This window comes from Pacificoceanicola onchidii (assembly GCF_004804335.1).
GTDB classification, from domain to species: Bacteria; Pseudomonadota; Alphaproteobacteria; order Rhodobacterales; family Rhodobacteraceae; genus Pacificoceanicola; species Pacificoceanicola onchidii.
On the sequence record NZ_SRXY01000001.1, the window covers coordinates 1006278 to 1028239 of the forward strand.

At 60.5% G+C, this 21962-nt stretch carries 21 protein-coding genes; 10 read left to right on the forward strand and 11 right to left on the reverse strand.

Features of this window, described 5'->3' with window-relative positions:
• Positions 1-32: 32 nt before the first annotated feature.
• The gene (locus E4662_RS04940) at positions 33-1052 is read right to left on the reverse strand and encodes an ABC transporter substrate-binding protein (RefSeq protein WP_168797888.1); all 1020 of its coding nucleotides are present in this window, start codon (positions 1050-1052) and stop codon (positions 33-35) included.
• Positions 1053-1329: 277 nt separating this feature from the next.
• On the opposite strand from E4662_RS04940, the gene E4662_RS04945 reads away from it, so the two are divergent.
• Genes E4662_RS04945 through E4662_RS04960 form a run of 4 tightly spaced genes read left to right on the forward strand, consistent with a single transcriptional unit; the run spans position 1330 to position 5484 of the window.
• Positions 1330-2580, forward strand: coding sequence for an AGE family epimerase/isomerase (locus E4662_RS04945; protein ID WP_136440127.1), 1251 nt, complete (start codon positions 1330-1332; stop codon positions 2578-2580).
• Positions 2581-2595: 15 nt separating this feature from the next.
• Complete coding sequence (locus E4662_RS04950; protein WP_136440128.1) at positions 2596-3789, forward strand: CaiB/BaiF CoA transferase family protein; 1194 nt, start codon at positions 2596-2598, stop codon at positions 3787-3789.
• Positions 3786-4592, forward strand: coding sequence for a citryl-CoA lyase (locus E4662_RS04955; RefSeq protein WP_136440129.1), 807 nt, complete (start codon positions 3786-3788; stop codon positions 4590-4592). Before E4662_RS04950 ends, E4662_RS04955 begins: the two co-directional genes overlap by 4 nt.
• A 10-nt stretch (positions 4593-4602) precedes the next feature.
• Positions 4603-5484 carry a sulfotransferase domain-containing protein gene (locus E4662_RS04960; RefSeq protein WP_168797889.1) on the forward strand — a complete coding sequence of 294 codons (882 nt, stop codon included), beginning with the start codon at positions 4603-4605 and terminating at the stop codon, positions 5482-5484.
• Here E4662_RS04960 and E4662_RS04965 read toward each other — a convergent pair.
• Positions 5471-5914: a MarR family winged helix-turn-helix transcriptional regulator gene (locus E4662_RS04965; protein ID WP_168797890.1), complete on the reverse strand. Its 444-nt coding sequence runs from the start codon at positions 5912-5914 to the stop codon at positions 5471-5473. The genes E4662_RS04960 and E4662_RS04965 overlap by 14 nt on opposite strands.
• A gap of 62 nt (positions 5915-5976) precedes the next feature.
• Between E4662_RS04965 and E4662_RS04970 the strand changes: the two genes are divergently transcribed.
• Positions 5977-7443 (forward strand): multicopper oxidase domain-containing protein, encoded by a 1467-nt coding sequence (locus tag E4662_RS04970; RefSeq protein WP_136440132.1) that lies wholly within the window; start codon positions 5977-5979, stop codon positions 7441-7443.
• A 38-nt stretch (positions 7444-7481) separates the two neighbouring features.
• On the opposite strand, the gene E4662_RS04975 is transcribed toward E4662_RS04970, so the two are convergent.
• The 8 genes from E4662_RS04975 to E4662_RS05010 all read right to left on the reverse strand — a co-directional run bounded on the left by E4662_RS04975 (position 7482) and on the right by E4662_RS05010 (position 15668).
• Positions 7482-8627 (reverse strand): iron-containing alcohol dehydrogenase, encoded by a 1146-nt coding sequence (locus tag E4662_RS04975; protein WP_136440133.1) that lies wholly within the window; start codon positions 8625-8627, stop codon positions 7482-7484.
• Positions 8624-10006, reverse strand: a complete 1383-nt coding sequence (locus E4662_RS04980; protein WP_136440134.1) for an aldehyde dehydrogenase family protein — start codon at positions 10004-10006, stop codon at positions 8624-8626. Before E4662_RS04980 ends, E4662_RS04975 begins: the two co-directional genes overlap by 4 nt.
• Before the next feature lie 96 nt (positions 10007-10102).
• A complete protein-coding gene (locus E4662_RS04985; RefSeq protein ID WP_136440135.1) occupies positions 10103-11452 on the reverse strand; it encodes a glutamine synthetase family protein in 1350 nt (449 codons plus the stop codon).
• A gap of 15 nt (positions 11453-11467) precedes the next feature.
• Positions 11468-11926 (reverse strand): phage tail protein, encoded by a 459-nt coding sequence (locus E4662_RS04990; RefSeq protein ID WP_136440136.1) that lies wholly within the window; start codon positions 11924-11926, stop codon positions 11468-11470.
• A 53-nt stretch (positions 11927-11979) separates the two neighbouring features.
• On the reverse strand, positions 11980-13011 hold the full coding sequence (locus E4662_RS04995) for a TRAP transporter substrate-binding protein (RefSeq protein WP_136440137.1): 1032 nt from the start codon (positions 13009-13011) through the stop codon (positions 11980-11982).
• Between the two features lie 56 nt (positions 13012-13067).
• Positions 13068-14393, reverse strand: coding sequence for a TRAP transporter large permease (locus E4662_RS05000; RefSeq protein ID WP_136440138.1), 1326 nt, complete (start codon positions 14391-14393; stop codon positions 13068-13070).
• Entirely contained in the window at positions 14383-14904 is a 522-nt protein-coding gene (locus E4662_RS05005; RefSeq protein ID WP_136440139.1) for a TRAP transporter small permease subunit, read from the reverse strand. Before E4662_RS05005 ends, E4662_RS05000 begins: the two co-directional genes overlap by 11 nt.
• Positions 14901-15668, reverse strand: coding sequence for an N-formylglutamate amidohydrolase (locus tag E4662_RS05010; protein ID WP_136440140.1), 768 nt, complete (start codon positions 15666-15668; stop codon positions 14901-14903). Before E4662_RS05010 ends, E4662_RS05005 begins: the two co-directional genes overlap by 4 nt.
• A gap of 95 nt (positions 15669-15763) precedes the next feature.
• On the opposite strand from E4662_RS05010, the gene E4662_RS05015 reads away from it, so the two are divergent.
• Both E4662_RS05015 and E4662_RS05020 read left to right on the forward strand, forming a co-directional pair.
• Positions 15764-16645, forward strand: a complete 882-nt coding sequence (locus tag E4662_RS05015; protein WP_136440141.1) for a MurR/RpiR family transcriptional regulator — start codon at positions 15764-15766, stop codon at positions 16643-16645.
• A 159-nt stretch (positions 16646-16804) separates the two neighbouring features.
• Complete coding sequence (locus E4662_RS05020) at positions 16805-17629, forward strand: bifunctional allantoicase/(S)-ureidoglycine aminohydrolase (protein ID WP_136440142.1); 825 nt, start codon at positions 16805-16807, stop codon at positions 17627-17629.
• Here E4662_RS05020 and bhcR read toward each other — a convergent pair.
• Entirely contained in the window at positions 17598-18443 is an 846-nt protein-coding gene (bhcR, locus tag E4662_RS05025) for an HTH-type transcriptional regulator BhcR (protein ID WP_136440143.1), read from the reverse strand. The two genes, E4662_RS05020 and bhcR, sit on opposite strands and share 32 nt — an antisense overlap.
• A 169-nt stretch (positions 18444-18612) precedes the next feature.
• Between bhcR and bhcA the strand changes: the two genes are divergently transcribed.
• The 3 genes from bhcA to bhcC are packed head-to-tail and all read left to right on the forward strand — an operon-like array spanning position 18613 to position 21961.
• A complete protein-coding gene (bhcA, locus tag E4662_RS05030) occupies positions 18613-19803 on the forward strand; it encodes an L-aspartate--glyoxylate aminotransferase BhcA (protein ID WP_136440144.1) in 1191 nt (396 codons plus the stop codon).
• On the forward strand, positions 19800-20768 hold the full coding sequence (gene bhcB / locus E4662_RS05035) for a beta-hydroxyaspartate dehydratase BhcB (RefSeq protein ID WP_136440145.1): 969 nt from the start codon (positions 19800-19802) through the stop codon (positions 20766-20768). The genes bhcA and bhcB overlap by 4 nt, the downstream gene beginning before the upstream one ends.
• A 29-nt stretch (positions 20769-20797) precedes the next feature.
• Positions 20798-21961, forward strand: coding sequence for a 3-hydroxy-D-aspartate aldolase BhcC (gene bhcC, locus E4662_RS05040; protein ID WP_136440146.1), 1164 nt, complete (start codon positions 20798-20800; stop codon positions 21959-21961).
• Position 21962: the final 1 nt, after the last annotated feature.

Consider the following 21962-nt stretch of genomic DNA (forward strand, 5'->3'; position numbering starts at 1 on the left):
CACCGGCGAAGACCGCCGATGCCCCTTTGCCATTACTTCAGCATGCGCGCGTCAGCGGCGGGCAGGAAGCTGTCATCGAAGTAGAGCGCCGCATCCGGCTCGGCGCTGAATTCATAGACCGATTTGGTCTGCTCGATGGCGGAGGCCATGCGATCCGCATCGATCCCGCCAATGCCGTTCGCCATGACGTAATCAGTCAGAACATTGGCATCGATGGCCATCTGGAGACGCTCGGTTTCGAGGTCTTTGTCAGCCGCCGGGTTGCGCTTGAGCAGCGAATCCACCGCTGTGCCCGGATCGGCAATCGCCGCTTTCCAGCCACCGGCGATTGCACCGAGGAAGCCGGAAACCACCTCCGGGTTCTCAGCGGCAAAATCGGTGTTCACGATGATCGCGTTGCCGTAAAGATCAACACCGTGATCGGCCATCAGGATAACCGAGATGTCATCGGCAGGCACGCCCAGACGCTTGAGGTTCAGCGTCGAGGAGAAGGAGAATCCGGTCACAGACGCAACCTTGCCTTCGGCGAGCATCGGCTCGCGCGTCGGGAAGCCGACCGGCTCCACGGTGATTGCGCTCATATCCAGGCCGTTTTCAGCGGCAAAGATCGGGAACTGCGCCCATGCGCCATCCGGCGGCGGCGCACCAAGCACCTTGCCCGGCAGGTCAGCGGGAGCCGAAACGCCAAGTGACTTGCGGCCCACAACGGCAAATGGCGGCTTGTCATAGATCATCATGACAGCCTTGACCGGCGCGTCCGGGTTTTGATCGAGGAAGCGCATCAGGCTGTTGATGTCGGCAAACCCAACCGGGAAAGCACCGGTGGCGACCTTTGGAATGGCGTCGAGCGAACCTTTGCCTTCGCTGATTTCAACGGACAGGCCCGCGTCGGAGAAGAGCCCCTGATCAACGGCAAGGAAATAAGGCGCGGACGGCCCTTCGAATTTCCAGTCGAGCGCGAAAGGCACATCGGTCTCGGCAGCCGCGGCGGTGGACAGGCCCATGAGGGCGACGGATGCAGCGAATGCTGCGGCGTTAAATCGATTGAACAACGGTTCCTCCTGAGTGGATGCGCCCGGAACTATCCGGGCGGTTTTTTGTGATGAGAAACGCAAAGGCGCATTTTTGACCAAAAACGCGCTTCCCCCCTGTGCACATGATGAAAAATCATGCGGGATCGGGCAAGAATTAATCGCCTCCGCCACCGATTCCGCCCAAGCGTGCAGCGGACGGCCAGAACACCCTCTACGCGGGCTGATAGCGCTAAAATCTTTGCTTGAGGTCCGTGGCGCCTTTGCTATGGGTTCTGCGCAAACAGGAGAACACGCCATGGCACTGCCCCTCGCATCCCAGACTGACAAAACCTGGCTGACAGACCCGGTGCACCGCCGCTGGCTTGCGCAGGACGCCTTGCGCCTCTTTGAAGTGTTTCGCGCCAGCCTCGGTGACAAGCCGGGCTTTCACGTGCTGGACTACGACGGCGCGCCGCTGCCTGACACCGTGCAAGAGCTTCACACAACGACGCGGTTGGTTCATTCCTATGCTCTGGGCAAAGCAGCCGGTGTGACGGGGTGCGATGAAATCATCGATCAGGGCATGCGCTATTTGCAAAGCCATCACCACGACAAGGACAACGGCGGGTACCTCTGGGCGCTTGATGGCGATGCGGTGCACGACAGCCGCAAACTGGCCTATGGTCATGTGTTCGTTCTGTTGGCCGGATCGAGCGCAAAACTGGCCGGGCATCCGGATGCGGATGCGGTGATTGATGACGTGACAGCCAAGCTGGACCAGCACTATTGGGAAGACGGGCCGGGGTTGTTTGCGGATGAATGGAACCGCGACTGGACACCGTTTTCGACCTATCGCGGCATGAACGCCAACATGCACGGCGTCGAAGCCCTGCTTGGCGCGTTTGAAGCGACGGGCCGAGAGGTCTACCTGAGCAAGGCCGGGCGGATTCTGGACTTCTTCATGGGGCAGATGGCGCCTGACTATGACTGGCGACTGCCGGAGCACTACACCTCTGATTGGGAGGTTGATCCGGAGTATTCCGGCAATCCGATGTTCCGCCCCGCAGGCACCACACCGGGGCACTCGTTTGAGCTTGCAAGGCTTCAGCTGCAGCATTGGGACCTGAGCGGCCGCCCGGATGGAAAGGCTGTCGACACCGCACGCGCGGTTGCAGGCACCGCTCTGGCCGATGCGTGGCGTGCGGACGGCGGGTTGGCCTACACGCTGAACTTCGACGGCACCCCAGCGATCCCGGATCGCTATTGGTGGCCGGTGTGCGAGGCGATTGGCGTTTACGCCTCGCTGCTGAAGATCGGAGGCACGACCGAAGACGAAGCCGCCTATCGCAAGCTTTGGCAATTTGCCGAAGGCCATTTTGTTGACCATGCCAAAGGCGGCTGGTTCCCGGAGCTTGGCGAAGACGGCAAACCCACAGCGCGGCAATTCCATGGTAAACCGGACATCTACCACGCCTTGCAGGCCGATCTGTTCCCTCTGACGGACGGGATCTCGCGGTACTTCGAGGCGCTGCCGAACCTCGCGGCGCTCACCGCTGCCAACCCGTAAAACCGGAGCGAACCCATGGCCAAACCCCTGACCGGCATCCGCGTTCTGGACCTGACCAACGTGCTGGCAGGGCCGTTTTGCTGCCACCAGCTGGCCCATATGGGAGCCGAGGTCATCAAGGTCGAAGCCACGGGGCGCGGTGATCTGGCCCGGCAGTTGGGCGCGGACCCGGAGTTGAACAAGACCGGAATGGGCGTGTCTTTCCTTGCGCAGAATGCCGGGAAAAAGTCTGTCACAGTGAACCTCAAACATCCCGAAGGCAAAGCGCTGTTTCTGCGGCTGTTGAAGACAGCCGATGTGCTGGTCGAGAACTTCCGGCCCGGTGTCATGAAGCGGCTGGGGCTGGACTATGAGACGCTGAAGACAGGTCATCCAGCGCTGATCTACTGCGCCATTTCCGGTTTTGGGCAAGAAGGCCCTTGGGTGCACCGGCCCGCCTATGATCAGATCATCCAGGGTGCATCCGGCGTGATGTCGGTTACCGGGGATGAGGCCAGCGCGCCTTTGCGGGTCGGCTATCCTGTGGCGGATACGGTGGGCGGGATGACCGCCGCCTTTGCGGTTGCCGCCGCATTGAATGCCTCTCCGCGCGGCGCGTTTCTCGACGTCTCCATGCTCGAATCCGTTTTGGCCACCATGGGCTGGGCTGTGTCCAACCACCTGATTGCCGGGGTCGAGCCGAGCGCGAACGGTAACGAAAATCCAACATCCGCGCCCTCCGGGACCTTTGCCTGTAAAGGCGGCGTGCTGAACATTGCCGCCAACAAGGATGAGCAGTGGGTGTTGCTGACGGACCATCTCGGGCTTGCTGCGCTTCGGGCGCGCCCGGACTACGCCACGCGCGAAGATCGCAAGGCCAATCGCCACGCTCTGCGCGCGGAGCTGGAAGTTGTTCTGAAAACCCGCGACGCCCGCGATTGGGCCAAGGAGTTGAACCGGATCGGCGTGCCCGCCGGGGCGGTTTTGACCGTGCCGGAAGTGCTGGAGACGCCGCAGGTCGCCGACCGTGGATTCCTGCACCGCTACGAAGACGTGCCGGGCGTGGGACGGGATATTGACGTGGTCACAACCGGATTCAAACTGGACGGAGACGCGCCCACTGTGGACACGCCCCCGCCGGAACTTGGGCAACACAACAGCGAAATCTGGGAGAGCCTCGGGTTGTCAGAGGCCGAAATCAACGGCCTGAAGGAAAGCGGTGCGATATGACAAGTGACGTGTCTGACTGGTGGCAAACCGAAATCATCGACATGGCGCCGGGCAAGATCCGTATGCGCGGACACCCGATCGAAGAGTTGATCGGAAACGTCAGTTTTCCGCAAATGGTCTGGCTGATGACGCGCGGCGCTCTGCCGTCGGAAGCAGAAGCACGCCTGTTCGAATGCGCCCTTGTTGCGGCGGTGGACCATGGCCCGCAAGCGCCTTCGATTGCGGCGGCGCGCATGGCCGTGACTTGCGGTCTGAGCCTGAACGGGGCGATGGCCAATGCGGTGAACATGCTGGACGACGTACATGGCGGAGCGGGGGAACAGGCGGTCCATCTTTATTCCCAAATTGATGAGGCTGCCACGGGTGGCGCCACATTGAATACGGCAACGGCCAAGGCCGTTGACCGCTGGCAAGCCGAGCAAAGCCCGTTCGTCCCCGGCTTTGGCCACCGCTTTCACAAGCCCGAAGACCCGCGCGCCCCGCGGCTAATGAACCTTGTCGATGAGGCCGCCGCCGCCGGGATCGTATCCGGACGGTTTGCGCGGATCGGGCGGGCTTTGCAGGCCGAGTTGAACGCCCGAAAAGGCAAACCCGTGCCGATGAACATCGACGGCGCCACGGCGGTGATCTACGCTGAACTGGGGTTTGCCGGGCCGTTGGCGCGGGGGCTTTTCTGCCTGTCCCGCTCGGTTGGGGCCATGGCGCATGGTTGGGAACAGATGCAGCAGGGCGGGCGGAATAAAGGTCCGACCCCGCCTGCGTACAGATGGACCTACACCGGCGAGAACCCAATCGAGGATTAAGAGGCCCGGCATGACGGATCGCAAACTTTATCTTGGCCCGCTGACGGACAATCGGCGCTGGGACAGGGTAAACATTCGACCCGACGACGTGATCGTGGCCACACCGCCAAAATCCGGGACAACCTGGATGCAGACCATCGTGGCGTTGCTCTTGTCCGGCGATCCGGAAGTGGAACCGGACGTGTCATTCAAGACGCCCTGGGTCGACATTCGTCTGCGGGACATGGCCGAGGTTGCCGAACGTCTTGAGGCCATGACGGCCCGCCGTTGCCTCAAGAGCCACACGCCCCTCGACGGGCTGCCTTTGGACAGTGCAGCGCAGTACATTTGTGTGTTCCGCCATCCGCTTGACGTGCATTTCTCGTTCCGCAAACACGCTCTGAACATACCGATGCCGTTCTTTGGCCTGTGGTATCCAGAGGACGATCCGGACGGGGTGGCGTTCCGGCGGTTTCTGGACGGCGGGGCGGAAGGGTTTGATACCGATCTGGCCCCGCTCGCCCATATTCTACGGCATTATCAGGCTGCGCTGGCTCGGGCGAAAAAAGACAATGTAACCGTGTTCCACTATGCAGACATGCTGCGCGATTTGCCGGGGACGTTCGCCAAGGTCGCCGGGTTACTGAAGGTTGAACACCCGCCGCATGTCATGGATCAACTGATTGCGGTGGCCGGGTTCGCGCACATGAAAGCCAACGCCGCGCGCTATGCCCCCGGAGGCGGCAAAGGCTTCATGAAGTCTGACAGTGACTTCTTCCGCAGCGGGCGGTGCGGAACCTGGGAAGGAAACCTTTCGGACAAAGAGCTTGAGGCCTATGAGGCGATCATATCCGATGCGCTTTCGACAGATGAGCGCGCGTGGCTGGAGTTTGGCGACGTCAGGAAACCTTGACCAAGGCCAGCAGCGCCGCGCGCAACTCTTCTTTGGCATCCTCGCCGATCGTTCCCGAAATCTCTGCTTCGATCTGCCTGATCTGATCGGCAGCGATGGCGCGCCACCGCTGCCCTTTCTCGGTTATTGAAACCAGCTTGTCACGGCGACTGTCCGGATCCGGCTGCACCGTGATCATGTCCTGCTTGACCAATCGGTCGACCGCCTGTTGCGCCGCCTGACGGGAAAACCCCATCTCGCGGTGAATGATCGACAGTTTGACGGTCCGTCCACGCAGCTGTGCAAAGACACGCATATCAGCGGGTCGTACGGCAGCGAACTCCGTCTCGGCGCGGGCTTCGTCCATCTGCGCGTTCCAGCGGGCGATGAGTGTCATCATCATGCCCTTGATGTTTTGCCCAAGAAAGCTGTCGTCTCTTTTATCAATCATAGTTGACAAACTGCCCATCGATATCATTTATCAACAAAGGTTGATATTCATCGGAGGGTTTAATGAACCGCAGAGGTTTTCTCAAGGCAAGCGGCGCTGGCATCTTGATGGCAGGCGGCGGACTTGCCTGGGCGCAAGGCACGCCCCGCCCGCTGCCCCTGATCCCGATGACCGACGTGACAGGTGGTATAGACGCCCGCATCCCCCTGACGCTCGGCCCCGGCACCCATGATTTCGGCACCGGAGCCGCGAGCCGGACACTGGGCATCAATCAAGGGTATCTCGGACCGGTGATACGGGCCAAACAGGGCCAGACCCTGCCCTTCGACGTCAGCAATGGCATTGGCGATGTGACCACCTTGCATTGGCACGGCCTGCATATTCCCGGCGACGTAGATGGCGGGCCGCATCAGGAAATCGCGGACGGCGGTACGTGGTCCCCTGATGTGCCCATTGTTCAGCACGCCTCCATGAACTGGTTCCACCCACACATGCACGGCAAAACGGCGCAGCAGACTTATCACGGGCTGGCCGGTGTCCTGCTCATCGAAGACGAGGCCAGCCTGTCGGCGGATCTGCCAAAAACCTATGGCGTCGATGACTTCACTTTGGTGCTGCAGGACAAGATGTTCGATGAAAGTGGCCAGATGACCTATACGCTCTCAGCCGAAGTCTTCGAAGACGGATTTGAAGGGGACACGCTTGTTGTCAACGGCGCGCTTGCACCCGTCGCCCAAACCGTCCCAACAGGTTTGGTGCGCCTGCGCATCCTGAACGCCTGCAATGCGCGTTTTCTGGACCTGTCCATGGAAACCAGGCCGATCACGGTGATTGCTTCGGATGGCGGGTTCCTATCATCGCCTGTCGAGGCGGCCAGTATCCTGATGTCGCCCGGCGAACGCTATGAAATCCTGGTTGATATGAGTGCCTTTGAAACCAACGCGCTCACGGTCGATTTCAGTGGCGGCGGCGGGTTCTTGGCCAGTCTCTTTGGCGGCAACCAAGCCCAAACGGCCCTCACGCTGACCCGAGCCGCGGAAAAAGGGTTCACCGGCTCCATGCCGAAATCGCTGGCCACCCTCGCCCCGCCGAAGCGGTCAGATGCAACAGTGACACGTTCGTTTGCGTTGCAGATGGACGTGGGCGCGGACCTCTCTGCGCTCGCCTTGGCCTGGGAGAATGTCTGCGGCACCGCCGGGGCGATGGCGATCAACGGCCTGCCGATGAAAATGGACCGGATCGATGAAACCGTGCGGAAAGGCGACACGGAGATCTGGCGGATTTCCGTGGATGATCAGCTTCACCCCTTCCACATCCACGGCTGCTCCTTCCGTATCCTGAGCCAAAGCGGCGCGGAGCCGCCCGCCTACGCGCAGGGCTGGAAAGATATGGTGCATGTCGAAGAAGGCTGGTCAGAAGTGCTTGTCCGGTTTGACTACGACGCCCCGACAGAGGCGCCCTACATGTACCACTGCCACATTCTGGAACACGAAGATTGCGGCATGATGGGGCAATTCACCGTGACTTAGAGCAAAGGCCCCGGCCCAAGGCCGGGGCAGGGTTTCGCTCAGATGACGGCCTCAAAGAGCGCTTTGACGTTGGCTTCGGTCAGTTCCACCGGATTGCCGCCACAGGACGGATCGGCCAGAGCCATCGGCACCAGTTCGTCAATCCGGTCCGCAGATGCGCCCATATCCGCAAGTCTTTTCGGAATGGCAAAACTGTCATTGAAGTCCTGCACAAACGCGCGGAAGCCGTCAAAGCCGCCCTCGACGCCAATGTAGGACGCGGCGCGATCAAACCGATCGGCAATCAGCGGCGCGTTCAGGTCCAGAACCGCGGGCATGCAAACCGCATTGGTTGTTCCATGGTGCGTGCCGAACACCGCGCCAATCGGGTGAGACAACGCATGGATCGCGCCAAGCCCTTTTTGGAACGCCGTCGCGCCCATGGCCGCCGCACTCATCATCTGCGCGCGCGCCTCCAGATCCGTACCATCCGCGTAAGCGCGCGGAAGATGCTCCACCACCAGCCGCATGCCTTCCAAGGCAATGCCCTGACTCATCGGGTGATAATGCGGGCTGCTGAACGCCTCGACACAATGCGCAAAAGCATCCAGACCCGTCCCGGCCGTGATGAACTTCGGCATGCCCACGGTCAGTTCCGGATCGCAGATCACTACGGAAGGCAACACCTTCGGGTGGAAGATGATCTTCTTCACATGGCTGACCGAGTCGGTGATCACCGAAGCGCGGCCCACTTCCGAGCCGGTCCCAGCCGTCGTCGGCACCGCCACGATCGGCGCAATCGCGTCGGCATCGGCGCGGGTCCACCAATCACCAATGTCTTCGAAGTCCCAAATCGGGCGCGTCTGTCCGGCCATGAAGGCAACCATTTTGCCCAAATCGAGCCCGGAGCCGCCGCCAAACGCAATGACCCCGTCATGACCGCCGTCCCGATACGCCGCAACACCCGCTTCAAGGTTTTTTTCATTCGGGTTCGGATCGACTTCCGAAAACAGCGCGCGCCCCAGCCCGGCAGCTTCGAGAATATCCAGCGTCTGATGGGTGATCGGCAAATCCGCCAATCCCTTGTCCGTGACAAGCAAAGGACGCGTCATGCCCGCCTGCGCACAGGCCTCCGGCAGTTCAGCGATCCGCCCTGCCCCGAATTTCACCGCAGTGGGGTACGACCAGTTTCCAGTCAGGCTCATGACGTTACTTTCTTGAGATGGTAGGATTTCGGACGTGTGAGGTTGTGATAGCCAATCACCGAAAGGCCGCCTCCGCGCCCAGTGTTCTTGCAGCCGGTCCAGCACAGGCCGGGATCAAGATAATCCGCCCGGTTGAGAAACACCGTGCCGGTCTCAATCTGATCACCCACGCGCTGTGCCCGCTCGACATCTTTTGTCCAGAGGCTCGCGGTCAGGCCAAATTCGCTGTCGTTCATCAGCGCGATCGCCTCAGCGTCGTCTTTCACCGGCATGATGCCAACCACGGGGCCAAAGCTCTCATCGCGCATCACCCGCATGGCGTGGGTGACCCCGGTCAACACCTGCGGCGTCAGATAGGCCCCGCCATCATCCTCTGCAAAGGGCGCGACATGAGCGGTGGCGCCGGCCGCTACAGCCTCGGTGATCTGGGCGCGCACCTCATTGGCGAAGCGGACATTTGCCATGGGACCAATGGTCGTCTCACTGTCCAGAGGATTGCCCAGCTTGTAACCGCGCACCACCGCAAGCGCCTTCTCGAGAAACGTCTCATATAGGCTCTCATGCACATAAATCCGTTCGATCCCGCAGCAGCACTGCCCGGAATTGAACATCGCCCCGTCGATCAGCGTATCCACTGCCGCATCGACGTCGGCGTCGTCCATGACATAACCTGGGTCCTTGCCGCCTAGCTCTGTGGCAACACCGGTGAAGGTCCCCGCCGCTGCACGCTCCATCGCTTGCCCGCCACCGACAGACCCGGTGAAGTTGACGAAATCAAAAGCCTTCTCGGAAATCAGTGCCGATGTGGTGTCATGATCGAGAAAGACATTGTCGAAAACATCCGCCGGAACACCCGCCTCATGGAAGGCCCGTGCCATCCGCTCGCCGACGAGCAAGGTCTGCGTTGCGTGTTTGAGCAGCACGACGTTCCCCGCAATCAACGCAGGGGCAACCGTGTTGATTGCCGTCATGTAAGGGTAATTCCACGGCGCCACGACAAAAACCACCCCATGCGGCACGCGCTTGATATAACGCAGGAAGGTCTGGTCCTCACCCACCGCAATGTCCGCCAGGCTCTCTTCGGCAATTGCAGCCGTATGGCTGGCGCGCTCGTTAAAGCCGCCAAATTCACCGCCAAAACGCACCGGACGACCCATCATCTTCGCCAGTTCAGGCACAATCTCATCATTCATCGCGCCCACGGCGGCGACGCCCGCCATGACGAGATCAACCCGCTCCTGCAACGGACGCGCCGCCCAGGTCGCCTGCGCCACGCGCATCGCGGCGATCTTCTCGCGCGCGGCGGCCAGATCCGCCACCTCTCGCGCCGCAAACACCGATCCGTCTATCGGCGAGATGCACTCCAATGTCCGGCCCATTGCCAAACCTCCACATTTCAGGAGCCGCGCCCCTGCTTCTTTTCTGCAAAAATATCCCGGAGTGCCCGAGAGGCAGCGCCTCTCGGTCCCCGGTGTTCAAACCCGCTCGAACCCTCGGGCAATTTCCCAATCCGTCACCGCTTTCGCGAATTCTTCCAGTTCCACCTCTGCCGCCCGGCAGTAGTGATCGACGACCTCGTGACCAAAGGCTTCGCGCATCACGGCGGACTCTTTCAAAGTAGCCCGCGCCGCATCGAGATTGCCGGGGATCAGCCCCGTCTCACCCTGATACACGTCACCCTCGGCAGGAGGCTGCAATTCGAGGCCCTCTTCGATGCCCTTGATCCCCGCCGCAAGCATCGCCGCCATGGCCAAATATGGATTGATATCCGAGCCGCCAATCCGGCATTCGATCCGCACGGCCTTGGTGCCATCGCCGCAAAGCCGGAAGCCCGCCGTGCGGTTGTCGACAGACCAGATGATCCGGGTCGGGGCAAAAGTGCCTTTGAGGAAACGCTTGTAGCTGTTGATGTAGGGCGCGAGGAAATACGTGTAATCCGGCGCGTATTTCAGCAGGCCCGCCACGTAGTTCTTCATCAGGGCGCTCATACCCAGTGCGTCATCCGGATCATGGAACGCAGGCGCGCCATCTTTCCAGAGCGACTGGTGCACATGGCTGGAACTGCCCACACGGTCCGGGTGCCACTTCGGCAGGAAACTGACCGCATGACCCTTTTGCCAAGCGATCTCCTTTACCGCATGTTTGGCAATCGTGTGGTGATCGCCCGTCGCCAACGCATCAGCATACTTGATGTTAAGCTCTTCCTGACCGGCCTCGGCTTCGCCCTTGGAGTTCTCGATCGGTATGCCAGCAGTCCACAGATGATTGCGGATCGGGCGCATGACATGCTCTTCCTTGGTGGTCTGGAAGATATTGTAGTCTTCGTTGTAGCCGCTGATCGGGGTCAAATCGCGGTAGCCGCCTTTGCGGATCTCGTCGAAGCTCTTCTCAAACAGGAAAAACTCCAGCTCCGTCGCCATCATGGCGTCGAACCCCATCTCTTTCAGCTTCGCCACCTGCGCCTTGAGCATCTGGCGCGGGGAATGCGGCACCGGCGCATGCGTGTGATGATCGAGCACGTCGCAGAGCACCATAACCGTCCCCTCAAGCCACAGCACGGGGCGTAGCGTCTCAAGGTCAGGCTTCATGATATAATCGCCGTAGCCGTTCTCCCAGGACGTGGCCGCGAACCCTTCGGGCGTGGCCATCTCCAGATCGGTGGCGAGCAGGTAATTGCAGCAATGGGTCTCTTCCCAGGCGCTTGCCACGAAATGCCCGGCGTGGAAGCGCTTGCCCATCAGGCGGCCCTGCATATCGACGATGCAGGCAAGAACCGTATCGACGATCCCGGCTTCAACCTCCGCTTTCAACTCTTCGAACGTCATGGCGCTCTTCCTTCCTCAGGCATTTTCAATCGTCACCCCTTCATGGGCGATCTCGAGGGTTTCCACGGCCACTTCGTTCCCGTCGGACTTCAAATCCGTGCCCGTGATTTTCACTGGGAACGCGTTTCTCAGCTTCCAGACCATGGTTGGATTGCCCTCCTGATCCAAGAGAGAAATCGTCACGCTCTCGCGTTTGATCGTGTTCATCTTGATCTGGCTGTACCAGTCCCAGAACTTGTTATCCTTGACGAAGACGCCCTTCTTCAACGTCACATTGCCATGGTTCGCGAGCCCCGGCATCTTGATGGTCGAAAACGCCTCTGTGTCATCGGCGCGATACTCAATCGGCTCGGCTTCGGCATCGAGACCGGAGACCTCCTGAAACGGGATTTTCCCAATGCCGCCTATGTCGACAGAAAAGTAAAACTTCGGCAACGGCCAGACCGCGTCCTGTTTTGATCCATCGTCTGCCATGTCTTACTCCTCAGAAACCGAGGCCGCGCGATGCGGCCCCGGCCTTTTGTATCTTAGCCGTAACGATAAGGCCGTCCGGCCTTCTGCATGTCGGCGTTGTACTTCTTGAAGATCTCGACAACCTTCGCCTTGGTCTCGGATTCCGCTGCGATCTCGTCCCAGAACTTGACAGCCGCCGCCTCGACAGTGGCCCATTCCTCATCGGGGATCGTGGTCAGCTCCATCTTGGTACCGTTCACGCGCAGCGAGGCTTCGCCGCCCCAATACCACCACTGACGGTAGTAATGCGACTGGTCACAGCAGACGCGGAACAGCGTTTGCAGGTCTTCCGGCAGTTCGTTCCAGCGATCCATATTGGCAAAGAAGCTGCCCGCCCAGGCGCCCGAGATGTTGTTGGTCAGGAAGTAGTTCGTCACATCCGCCCAACCGACGGTATAGTCTTCCGTGATGCCGGACCATGCGATGCCGTCAAGCTCGCCAGTCTGAACCGCAACTTCGATGTCTTCCCAAGGCAGGGTCACCGGCACCACGCCGAACTGCGCAAGGAAGCGGCCCGCGGTCGGGAAGGTAAAGACGCGCTTGCCCTTGAGATCGGCGAGGCTGCGGATCGGGTCTTTGGTGGCGAAGTGGCAGGGATCCCACGCACCTGCGCTGATGTGCTTGACGCCAACCTTGGAGTATTCCGCGTCCCAGATCTCGTTCAGGCCGTACTGATTGAACAGCACCGGCACGTCGAGCGAGTAGCGCGAGCCAAACGGGAAGTAGCCGCCAAAGACGGTGACTTCGGTGGGCGAGGCCATGGAGTCGTCATCGGACTGCACCGCATCAATCGTACCGCGCTGCATCGCCTGAAACAGCTCGCCCGTGGGCACAAGCTGATCGGCATAGAAAAGCTCGATCTGCATCCGGTCGCCCGCAATAGTGTTGAACATCTTGATCGCGGGATCGATCACATGCTCGGCCAGCGCAGCACCGGCATAGGTCTGCATCCGCCATTTGATCGTCGATTGCGCCAGCGCCGGGGTGGCGAGCGCCGCAGCCGGGGCGACGGCCGCTGAGGTGAGGAACTTTCTTCTTGTGGTCATGTCTTCTCTCCTTGTCGATTCAATGGGTTGGCCCGGTTCTGCGGGTCTTATGGTTGTCAGTATCCGTAAACAGTTTTCGGCAGCCAAAGCGCGATCTGCGGGAAGGCCATCACCAGCGCCAGCGCGCCCACCATCACCAGCACAAAGGGCAGGATCGAGCCGTAGATGTCCCGCAGGGTGATCTCTGCCGGGGCCATGGCTTTCATCAAAAAGAGGTTATAGCCGAAGGGCGGCGTCATGTAGGCGATCTGGCAGGTGATTGTGTAAAGCACACCGTACCAGATCAGATCAAAGCCCAGCGCCTTGACCAGCGGCACATAAAGCGGCGCGACGATGACCAGCATGGCGGTGTCATCAAGGAACGTGCCCATCAGGATAAAGCTGAGCTGCATCAGGATCAGGATCATCCACGGATCAAGGCCGAGTTTCTCGGTGAAGAGGGATTCAATCGCCTTCACCGCGCCCAGCCCGTCAAACACCGCGCCAAAGGCAAGGGCGGCGAGGATGATCCACATGAACATACAGGTGATGCCAAGGGTATTGCGCACTGTGGTTTCAAACACCTGCCGGTTCATCCGGCCTTTGGCAACGGCGGCCAGGAAAGCCGCAATCGCGCCGATGGCGGAGCTTTCTACAAGGCTTGTCCAGCCGTTCACAAAGGGCACCATCATCACCGCAAAGATGCCAACCGGGAGCAGACCCGCGCGCAGGAGCGCGAGCTTTTCGGCCATGGGCATGTCCCGCTCTTCAGGGCTGAGCGCCGGGCCAAGGTCCGGATTCAGGCGGCAGCGGATGACGATATAGATGATGAACAGCGTCGCCATCATCAGCCCAGGCACAACACCGGCAAGCCAAAGCTGCCCCACCGGCTGACGCGCGATCATCGCATAAAGGACCAGAACAACGGAGGGCGGCACGAGGATGCCAAGCGATGATCCGGCCTGAATGACCCCTGTCACCATGCGTTTGTCGTAGTTGCGTTTGAGCAGCTCGGGCAAGGCGATGGTCGCACCAATCGCCATGCCCGCAACGGAGAGCCCGTTCATGGCGGAGATCAGCACCATCAGGCCAATGGTTCCGATGGCCAGCCCGCCCTGCACGCCGCCCATCCAGACGTGGAACATCTTGTAAAGATCATCCGCGATTTTGGATTCCGACAAGACGTAGCCCATGAAAATGAACATCGGCAGGGTCAGCAGCGGGTACCATTTCATCAGCTTGATGGCCGAGGAGAACGCGAGATCATAACCGCCCCGATCCCCCCAAAGCGCAAGCGCTGCGATGACGGCCACAAAGCCAATCGCGCCAAAGACCCGCTGTCCGGTGAGCAGCATCGCCATCATCGTGGCGAACATGAAGATCGCGATGAATTCATACGACATGGGTGGGAACCTCTTCTCCGCGCAGTCGCAGAATGTCTTTGAAAAGCTCCGACACCGCCTGAAGCAACATCAGCGAAATGCCAAAACACATGGTGACCTTGATGGGCCAGATGTAGGGTCGCCACGCCGTCGGGCTGCGTTCGCCGCCGTATTTGAAGCTATAGGCCGTACTGTCGATCCCGCCCCAGAGCAGAACGCCGAGGTAGAACAGCAGGAAGAAGACCGTGACGATGTCCACCGCCGCTTTGCGCCGTGTGGACCACTGGCCGTAGAACAGGTCCATACGCACGTTTGATCCCATCTGGATCGCGTATGGCCCGCCAAGGATGTAGTACCCCACCATCAGGAACTGCGCCATTTCCAGAGTCCAGAGCGATGGGGTGAAGAAGGTTTTCGAAATCGAAGACCAGAGCAGAACAGCCATCAGCGCAAAGATGCCGTACATGGCAAAGCGCCCGATGGCGCGATTGATCCGGTCCACTATGGCGATGTAGCGATGAAGCAGGATCATTGTACCACCTCCGGCACATCCGAAAGCGCGGCCATGAGCGTTTGCGCCAGGTGATCCGCAACGGTTTCCGCCTTGGCCGGTGTGTCGACAAGATCGTTGCGGACTTCGATCATCACGGACCGCAGGCCGCGCGAATCCGCGTGTTTTTGCAAAGTGTATGTCACGCCGTCGCTTGCAGAATACGGGGCGTTCAAAGCAGCTTTCATCTGTCCTTCTTGCGCTTCATGCGCGACGGCTGCCTTGGCCAGGCGAGCATCCGCATGATGGAGAAAGCCGATCTCCACCTCCCGCCGTTGTCCATGAAAAACGGGCGTAAACGTATGGACCGTAATCAGCGCGACTGCGCCTGGAAACGCGGCCAACTGACGATCAAGCACGTCCGCCACGGCGGCGTGAAACGGCTCATGGACCGCATCGAACCGAGCTTGCCGGTCCGCCGCTGTCAGAGCCTGATTGCCGGGAACCGCATGAACCTCGCTGACATTCGGGATGCTGCCCGGTGCTTCCAAAGGACGGTTGCAATCGTAGACCAGCCGGGAAATCTGCCCGGCCACAAGCGGCGCAGACAGGCGCACACTCAATCGCTTTGCGAGATCGAGCGCACCGATATCCCACGCCGCATGCGACGTTTTAGCCTCCTCGGAAAGCCCTAGCCCGGCCAGCGCCGGGGGGATAAAGGCAGAGGCATGTTCACAGACCAAGGCCAACGGAGTCGCCCCGATCTTTCCCATGACCGCCACCGATGGCCATCCCAGCGCATCCATTTCTTGTCCCCCAGAGTTGATTGTGTAAAGATCACTACAGAGAGAGATCAAATGTCAACATTGTTTCTTTTTCATTCGGAGGATTCACAAGGCCAATGACCAAGACGGAGGCAGATCCCGGAACCCCGCCGCTCATCCGCGACATGCTGCGCGAACAGCAGGCCACTTTGACCGCCGCTGAAAGGCGGCTGTCCGCTACGCTTCTGGACGACGGCTTGATGAGCGGGTTGCAATCCATCACCCGACTCGCGGAAAGCGCGGAAGTATCAACGGCTTCGGTTGTCCGGCTTGCACGCAAGCTGGGGTTCGACGGGTTTTCCTCGTTTCAGGACGCCATGCGCGAGGAGGTCGCCGCGCGGGTCAAGGAGCCTTTGGAAAAGCTCGACACCTCCCGGATCAATGGCCGAAACGACCACATCATCAGCCAGTTCGCGGTTGCCATGTCCCGAAACATCAATGCCACCATTGATCGACTGGACGCGGATGAGTTCGAGGCCGTCACGGACCTGATGGCCGATCCATCGCGGAACATCCACTTGATCGGCGGTAGGATCACACGGTCCAATGCCAACTACTTCTTCAATCACCTGCAGATTATCCGGCCGGGCGTATCGCTGCTCGACGCCTCGCCCAGTGTCTGGCCGCAATCGCTGCTCGACATGAACGAGCAGACCACCCTCGTGATTTTCGACATCCGCCGCTACGAAAAACAACTGGAGCGGCTGTCCGAGTTCGTCGTTCAGCAGCAGGGAAATATCGTGCTGTTCACCGATCAATGGGGCTCTCCCATCGAAAAACACGCCACGCACACCTTCCGCAGCATGGTCGAAGCGCCCTCCTCTTGGGATTCGACCCTCGCCATCAACTTCCTGATCGAAGCGCTCATCGCCGGGATCCAGGCCCGCTCGGAAAGTGCAGACCGGATTGCATCGCTCGAAGAGATGATTGGGGCAGCGCGGATTTTCCGGGGGCGCTAGGGTCAGGACCCCTGTCCCGGACTTGATCCGGGACCTCACCCCGCACCACCCTTCCGATTATCAAATCTTTCCGAAGGGTGCTGTCGGTGCTTTTCTTCTGGCCCTTGCCGGCCAGCCCCGCCTACTCTGCAAAGCACTGTTGCTCGTCAGGACATATCCATGCGTTCGAAATACTATGCCCCGCAAGGCGGCCTTCCCGGTCAGGACCAGCTCCTGACCGATCGCGCCATCTTCACAGAGGCGTATGCCGTGATTCCGCGCGGCACTATGCGTGACATAACCACCAGTTTTCTGCCGTTTTGGGAAGATACACGCCTGTGGGTCATCGCGCGGCCCATGACCGGCTTTGCCGAAACTTTCTCGCAATACATCATGGAAGTGATGCCCGGCGGCGGCTCTGATCGTGGCGAGACGGACCCGGAGGCCGAGGGTGTCCTCTTTGTTGTTGAAGGCGCAGCCGATGTCACGGTGGACGGCGAGAGCCACACTCTGACAGAAGGGGGCTATGCCTACCTGCCGCCCTCAAGCGACTGGAGCTTGCGCAACACCTCCAATGCCGCTGTACGCTTTCACTGGATCCGCAAGGCTTATGAGGCGGTAGACGGGCTCGACACGCCGGAGCCATTGTTCCTCAATGAGCAGGACGTCGCGCCAACGCCGATGCCGGATACGGATGGCAAATGGGCGACGACCCGCTTCGTGGACCCCAATGATCTGCGTCACGACATGCACGTGACCATCGTGACACTGGAACCCGGCGCGGTCATTCCTTTCCTGGAAACCCATGTCATGGAACACGGGCTGTACGTGCTTGAGGGCAAGGGGGCGTACCGGCTGAACGCCGATTGGGTTGAGGTTGAAGCCGGGGACTTCATGTGGCTGCGCGCTTTCTGTCCGCAGGCCTGCTACGCGGGTGGCCCCGGCAAGTTCCGCTACCTGCTCTACAAGGACGTCAATCGCCACGCATCCCTTCGCCTGCGGTAGGATCACCTCCAATCGCTTCGCTCAACTCTGCCGCAGCCTGCATCACCGGCAGGCTAAGCTGCGCGATTTGATCGGGACCAATGCGGCTTACAGGGCCGGACACGGAAATCCCGGCGACAACTTCGCGGTTCATGTCAAACACCGGGGCCGCGATGCAGCGCATGCCAGTATTCTTTTCTTCGTCATCCACCGCGTAACCGCGCGCGCGGGCCTGCGCCAGATCATCACGCAGGGCATCTGGCTCTGTAAGTGTGCACTCCGTGAACTGCTCCAAAGGCGCCCTCAGCACCCAGTCCAATCGCCGAGCGTCCATGAATGCAAGAAGCGCTTTGCCAATCCCGGACGCATGCATGGCAGAAAGCGTTCCGGGCGGGAAGAACGCGCGAATGGCAGATCGCGTTTCAACCTGCCCCAGGAACAGGACCGCGCCATCCTTTTCGATCCCGAGGTTCGCCGTCTCCCCGGTCTGCTCCATCAGCCGCCTCATGATCGGGCGGGCGCGCTCCACTAGGCTTGTGCGCCGCAGAAATCCCGCGCCGATCGCAAACGCCCGGGCTCCGACGTGCCAGACCTGTTCTTCGGGATCGAATTCTACCAGGCCCCGCCCCTGAAGGGTCACAAGAATACGGTAGACCGTGGCTGGGGATTGCCCGGTCTCATCGGCAAGCCGCGTCAGGGTCATGCCGGAGGCTGCGCTCAGGTGTTCAAACACCGCCATCGCCCGGTCCAGCGATTTGATCGTGTTCTGTTCCGTCTTGTCGTCCCATCCACGGGGTCTGCCGCGCTTGCGCTGGGGGGATTCGGCTTGGGTCATCGGGCTTCTCTTACCTTTCTGAAAACGACATTCACATTATGAAAAATTCTAACGCACTGCTTTTCATGCGGTAATCCTCCCATTTAGCATTATGAAATACTTTTTCAAAAAAATTTCCTCGGAAACCCGGTCCTTTTAAGGTGGTTGTCACTACGGAAGGAGACGAGTCATGAGCTTTCAGAACCCGGTGTTTATTCCCGGCCCGACGAACATCCCCGAACAGCTGCGCAAAGCCTGCGACATGCCGACGATCGATCATCGGTCACCGCTGTTCGGTCAAATCCTGCATCCGGCGCGGGACGGCGTCCGGCGTGTTCTGCAAAGCGCCTCGGCCGAGGTCTTCATCTTCCCCGGCACCGGTACGGGCGGTTGGGAGACGGCTCTGACCAACACGCTGTCTGCCGGGGATCGCATTCTCGCTGCGCGTAACGGCATGTTCTCTCACCGCTGGATCGACATGTGCCAGCGCCATGGGCTTGAGGTTACGGTGATCGAAACCCCTTGGGGCGACGGCTTGCCAGCGGATCGCTACGAGGAAATCCTCGCAGCGGACAAGAGCCATGAGATCAAGGCCGTTCTGGCCACACACAATGAGACCGCAACTGGCGTGAAATCCGATATCGCGGCGCTGCGCCGCGCGCTCGACAATGCAAAACATCCGGCGCTGCTGTTTGTGGACGGGGTGAGTTCGATCGCCTCGATGGACTTCCGGTTCGATGACTGGGGGATCGACGTGGGTGTGGCCGGGTCGCAAAAGGGTTTCATGTTGCCGCCGGGCCTTGCCATCACGGCGTTCTCGGAGAAAGCCATTGCCGCCAGCAAAACCGCACAGCTCCCGCGCACCTATTTCGACATCAGCGACATGGCCAAGGGTTATGCGGCGAATGCCTACCCCTACACGCCCGCCGTTGGCCTCCTGAACGGATTGAACGACGCGTGCCAGTTGCTGCTGGCCGAAGGGCTGGACAACGTCTTTGCCCGCCACACCCGGATCGCCGATGGGGTACGCGCGGCGGTGGGCGTCTGGGGGCTGGAGCTTTGCGCCACCTCTCCGGATGTCTACTCTGATACGGTGAGCGCCATTCGTACGCCGGAGGGTTTCAACGCCACGCAGATTGTCGAGCACGCCGCGCAGACTTACGGCGTGGCCTTTGGCACCGGACTTGGCGAAGTGGCGGGGAAGGTCTTCCGCATCGGCCATTTGGGCAGCCTGACGGACGTGATGGCCCTCTCCGGGCTTGCCACGGCAGAGATGGTCATGGCCGATCTCGGCCTCCCGATCAAACTCGGATCCGGCGTCGCCGCTGCCCAGGAACACTACCGTGCAACCCGCGCAACGTCGCAAAGGGCTGCCGCATGAAGGACATGACCATGGATATCCCGACCTATGAGGACATGCTCGCCGCCCATGAACGGATCAAACCGTACATTCGCCGGACCGAAGTGCGCACCTCAGCTTATCTGAACGAGCTCACCGGCGCGGATCTGTTCTTCAAATGCGAGAACTTTCAGGAGCCCGGCGCATTCAAAGTGCGCGGCGCGTGCAACGCGGTGTTCGGCCTGTCCGAAGCCGAGGCAAAGCGCGGCGTCGCCACCCACTCCAGCGGCAACCATGCCTCCTGCCTGAGCTATGCGGCGATGCGGCGGGGCATTCCTTGCAACGTGGTCATGCCGCGCACCGCTCCGCAGGCCAAGAAAGACACGGTGCGCCGTTATGGCGGGGTGATCACAGAGTGCGAGCCTTCGACCACTTCGCGCGAGGCCACCTTCGCCGAGGTGCAGGACGCCACGGGGGGTGATTTTGTTCACCCCTACAACGATCCGCGCGTGATTGCCGGACAGGGCACCTGTTCCAAGGAGTTCATGGAGCAGACCGGCGGCCTCGACATGGTTGTCGCGCCCATCGGCGGCGGCGGCATGATCTCTGGCACCTGCCTGACACTGGCGACCCTCGCCCCGGAAACGCAGGTGATCGCGGCAGAGCCGGAACAGGCGGATGACGCCTATCGCAGCTTCAAGGCCGGATACATCATCGCCGATGACGCGCCAACGACCGTGGCAGACGGGCTGCTCGTGCCGCTGAAAGAGCGCACATGGCATTTCGTGTCCAACCACGTGAGCGAGATCTACACGGCCTCCGAACAGGAGATCGTGGATGCCATGAAGCTGATCTGGAAGCACCTGCGCATCGTGATGGAACCGTCAAGCGCCGTGCCGATGGCCTGCGTTCTGAAAAACCCCGAAGCCTTCAAAAGCAAACGCGTTGGCCTGATCGTCACCGGCGGCAACGTTGATCTGGACCGGCTGCCCTGGATGACATCCTGAGACTGGCCCGACTGAACAGGAAGAGTAAGATGAAAGATATGACAGACCTTGACCAATACGAAGTCGGCTATGACATCCCGGCGAAACCCGGCATGGATGCTGCGGACATTCAGACACCCGCGCTTGTGCTCGACCTCGACGCGCTGGAGCGCAACATCAAGAAGATGGGCGATTACGCCAAGGCCCACGGCATGCGCCACCGGGTGCATGGCAAGATGCACAAATCCGTGGATGTGGCAAAGTTGCAGGAACAGCTGGGCGGCGCGGTTGGCGTTTGCTGCCAGAAGGTTTCCGAGGCCGAGGTTTTTGCCCGAGGCGGCATCAAAGACGTGCTGGTCTCCAATCAGGTGCGCGATCCGGCCAAGATCGACCGCCTTGCCCGACTGCCAAAGTTTGGCGCACGCACCATCGTTTGCGTTGACGACGTGGCCAATGTGGCGGACCTGTCGGCAGGGGCGCAAAAGCACGGCACACAGATAGAATGCTTTGTCGAGATTGACTGCGGCGCCGGGCGCTGCGGGGTGACAACCACCGAAGCGGTTGTCGAGATCGCCAAGGCAATCGAGGCAGCGGACGGCCTCAAGTTCACCGGCATTCAAGCTTACCAGGGCGCGATGCAGCACATGGACAGCTATGAAGACCGCAAGGCCAAGCTGGACATCGCCATTGCGCAGGTCAAAGACGCCGTGGACGGGTTGAAGGCCGAGGGGATCGCATGCGAGTTGGTCTCCGGCGGCGGTACGGGGTCTTATTATTTCGAGAGCAACTCCGGTGTCTATAACGAGCTACAATGCGGCTCTTACGCTTTCATGGATGCGGACTATGGCCGGATTCTCGACAAGGACGGCAACCGCATCGACCGGGGCGAATGGGAGAACGCGTTTTTTATCCTGACCTCCGTTATGTCTCACGCCAAGGCGGACAAGGCCATCGTGGACGCGGGCCTCAAGGCACAATCGGTGGACAGCGGTTTGCCGGTGATCTTTGGCCGCGACGACGTGGAGTACATCAAGTGCTCCGACGAGCACGGCGTGGTCATGGACAAGGGCGGCGTGCTTTCGGTCAACGACAAACTCTGGCTTGTCCCCGGCCACTGCGATCCCACGGCCAACGTACATGATTGGTACGTCGGCGTGCGGAACGGCAAGGTTGAGACGGTCTGGCCCGTCTCGGCGCGCGGCAAGGCGTACTGAG

Coding starts and splice junctions, on each gene's coding strand:
- E4662_RS04965 (WP_168797890.1), bottom strand. CDS start 5,914: ATGATTGATAAAAGAGACGACAGCTTTCTTGGGCAAAACATCAAGGGC.
- E4662_RS04950 (WP_136440128.1), top strand. CDS start 2,596: ATGGCCAAACCCCTGACCGGCATCCGCGTTCTGGACCTGACCAACGTG.
- E4662_RS04945 (WP_136440127.1), top strand. CDS start 1,330: ATGGCACTGCCCCTCGCATCCCAGACTGACAAAACCTGGCTGACAGAC.
- bhcA (WP_136440144.1), top strand. CDS start 18,613: ATGAGCTTTCAGAACCCGGTGTTTATTCCCGGCCCGACGAACATCCCC.
- E4662_RS04985 (WP_136440135.1), bottom strand. CDS start 11,452: ATGACGTTCGAAGAGTTGAAAGCGGAGGTTGAAGCCGGGATCGTCGAT.
- E4662_RS05005 (WP_136440139.1), bottom strand. CDS start 14,904: ATGATCCTGCTTCATCGCTACATCGCCATAGTGGACCGGATCAATCGC.
- E4662_RS04975 (WP_136440133.1), bottom strand. CDS start 8,627: ATGAGCCTGACTGGAAACTGGTCGTACCCCACTGCGGTGAAATTCGGG.
- E4662_RS05000 (WP_136440138.1), bottom strand. CDS start 14,393: ATGTCGTATGAATTCATCGCGATCTTCATGTTCGCCACGATGATGGCG.
- E4662_RS04955 (WP_136440129.1), top strand. CDS start 3,786: ATGACAAGTGACGTGTCTGACTGGTGGCAAACCGAAATCATCGACATG.
- bhcR (WP_136440143.1), bottom strand. CDS start 18,443: ATGACCCAAGCCGAATCCCCCCAGCGCAAGCGCGGCAGACCCCGTGGA.
- E4662_RS04960 (WP_168797889.1), top strand. CDS start 4,603: ATGACGGATCGCAAACTTTATCTTGGCCCGCTGACGGACAATCGGCGC.
- E4662_RS04970 (WP_136440132.1), top strand. CDS start 5,977: ATGAACCGCAGAGGTTTTCTCAAGGCAAGCGGCGCTGGCATCTTGATG.
- E4662_RS04995 (WP_136440137.1), bottom strand. CDS start 13,011: ATGACCACAAGAAGAAAGTTCCTCACCTCAGCGGCCGTCGCCCCGGCT.
- E4662_RS04990 (WP_136440136.1), bottom strand. CDS start 11,926: ATGGCAGACGATGGATCAAAACAGGACGCGGTCTGGCCGTTGCCGAAG.
- E4662_RS05010 (WP_136440140.1), bottom strand. CDS start 15,668: ATGGATGCGCTGGGATGGCCATCGGTGGCGGTCATGGGAAAGATCGGG.
- bhcB (WP_136440145.1), top strand. CDS start 19,800: ATGAAGGACATGACCATGGATATCCCGACCTATGAGGACATGCTCGCC.
- E4662_RS05020 (WP_136440142.1), top strand. CDS start 16,805: ATGCGTTCGAAATACTATGCCCCGCAAGGCGGCCTTCCCGGTCAGGAC.
- E4662_RS05015 (WP_136440141.1), top strand. CDS start 15,764: ATGACCAAGACGGAGGCAGATCCCGGAACCCCGCCGCTCATCCGCGAC.
- bhcC (WP_136440146.1), top strand. CDS start 20,798: ATGAAAGATATGACAGACCTTGACCAATACGAAGTCGGCTATGACATC.
- E4662_RS04980 (WP_136440134.1), bottom strand. CDS start 10,006: ATGGGCCGGACATTGGAGTGCATCTCGCCGATAGACGGATCGGTGTTT.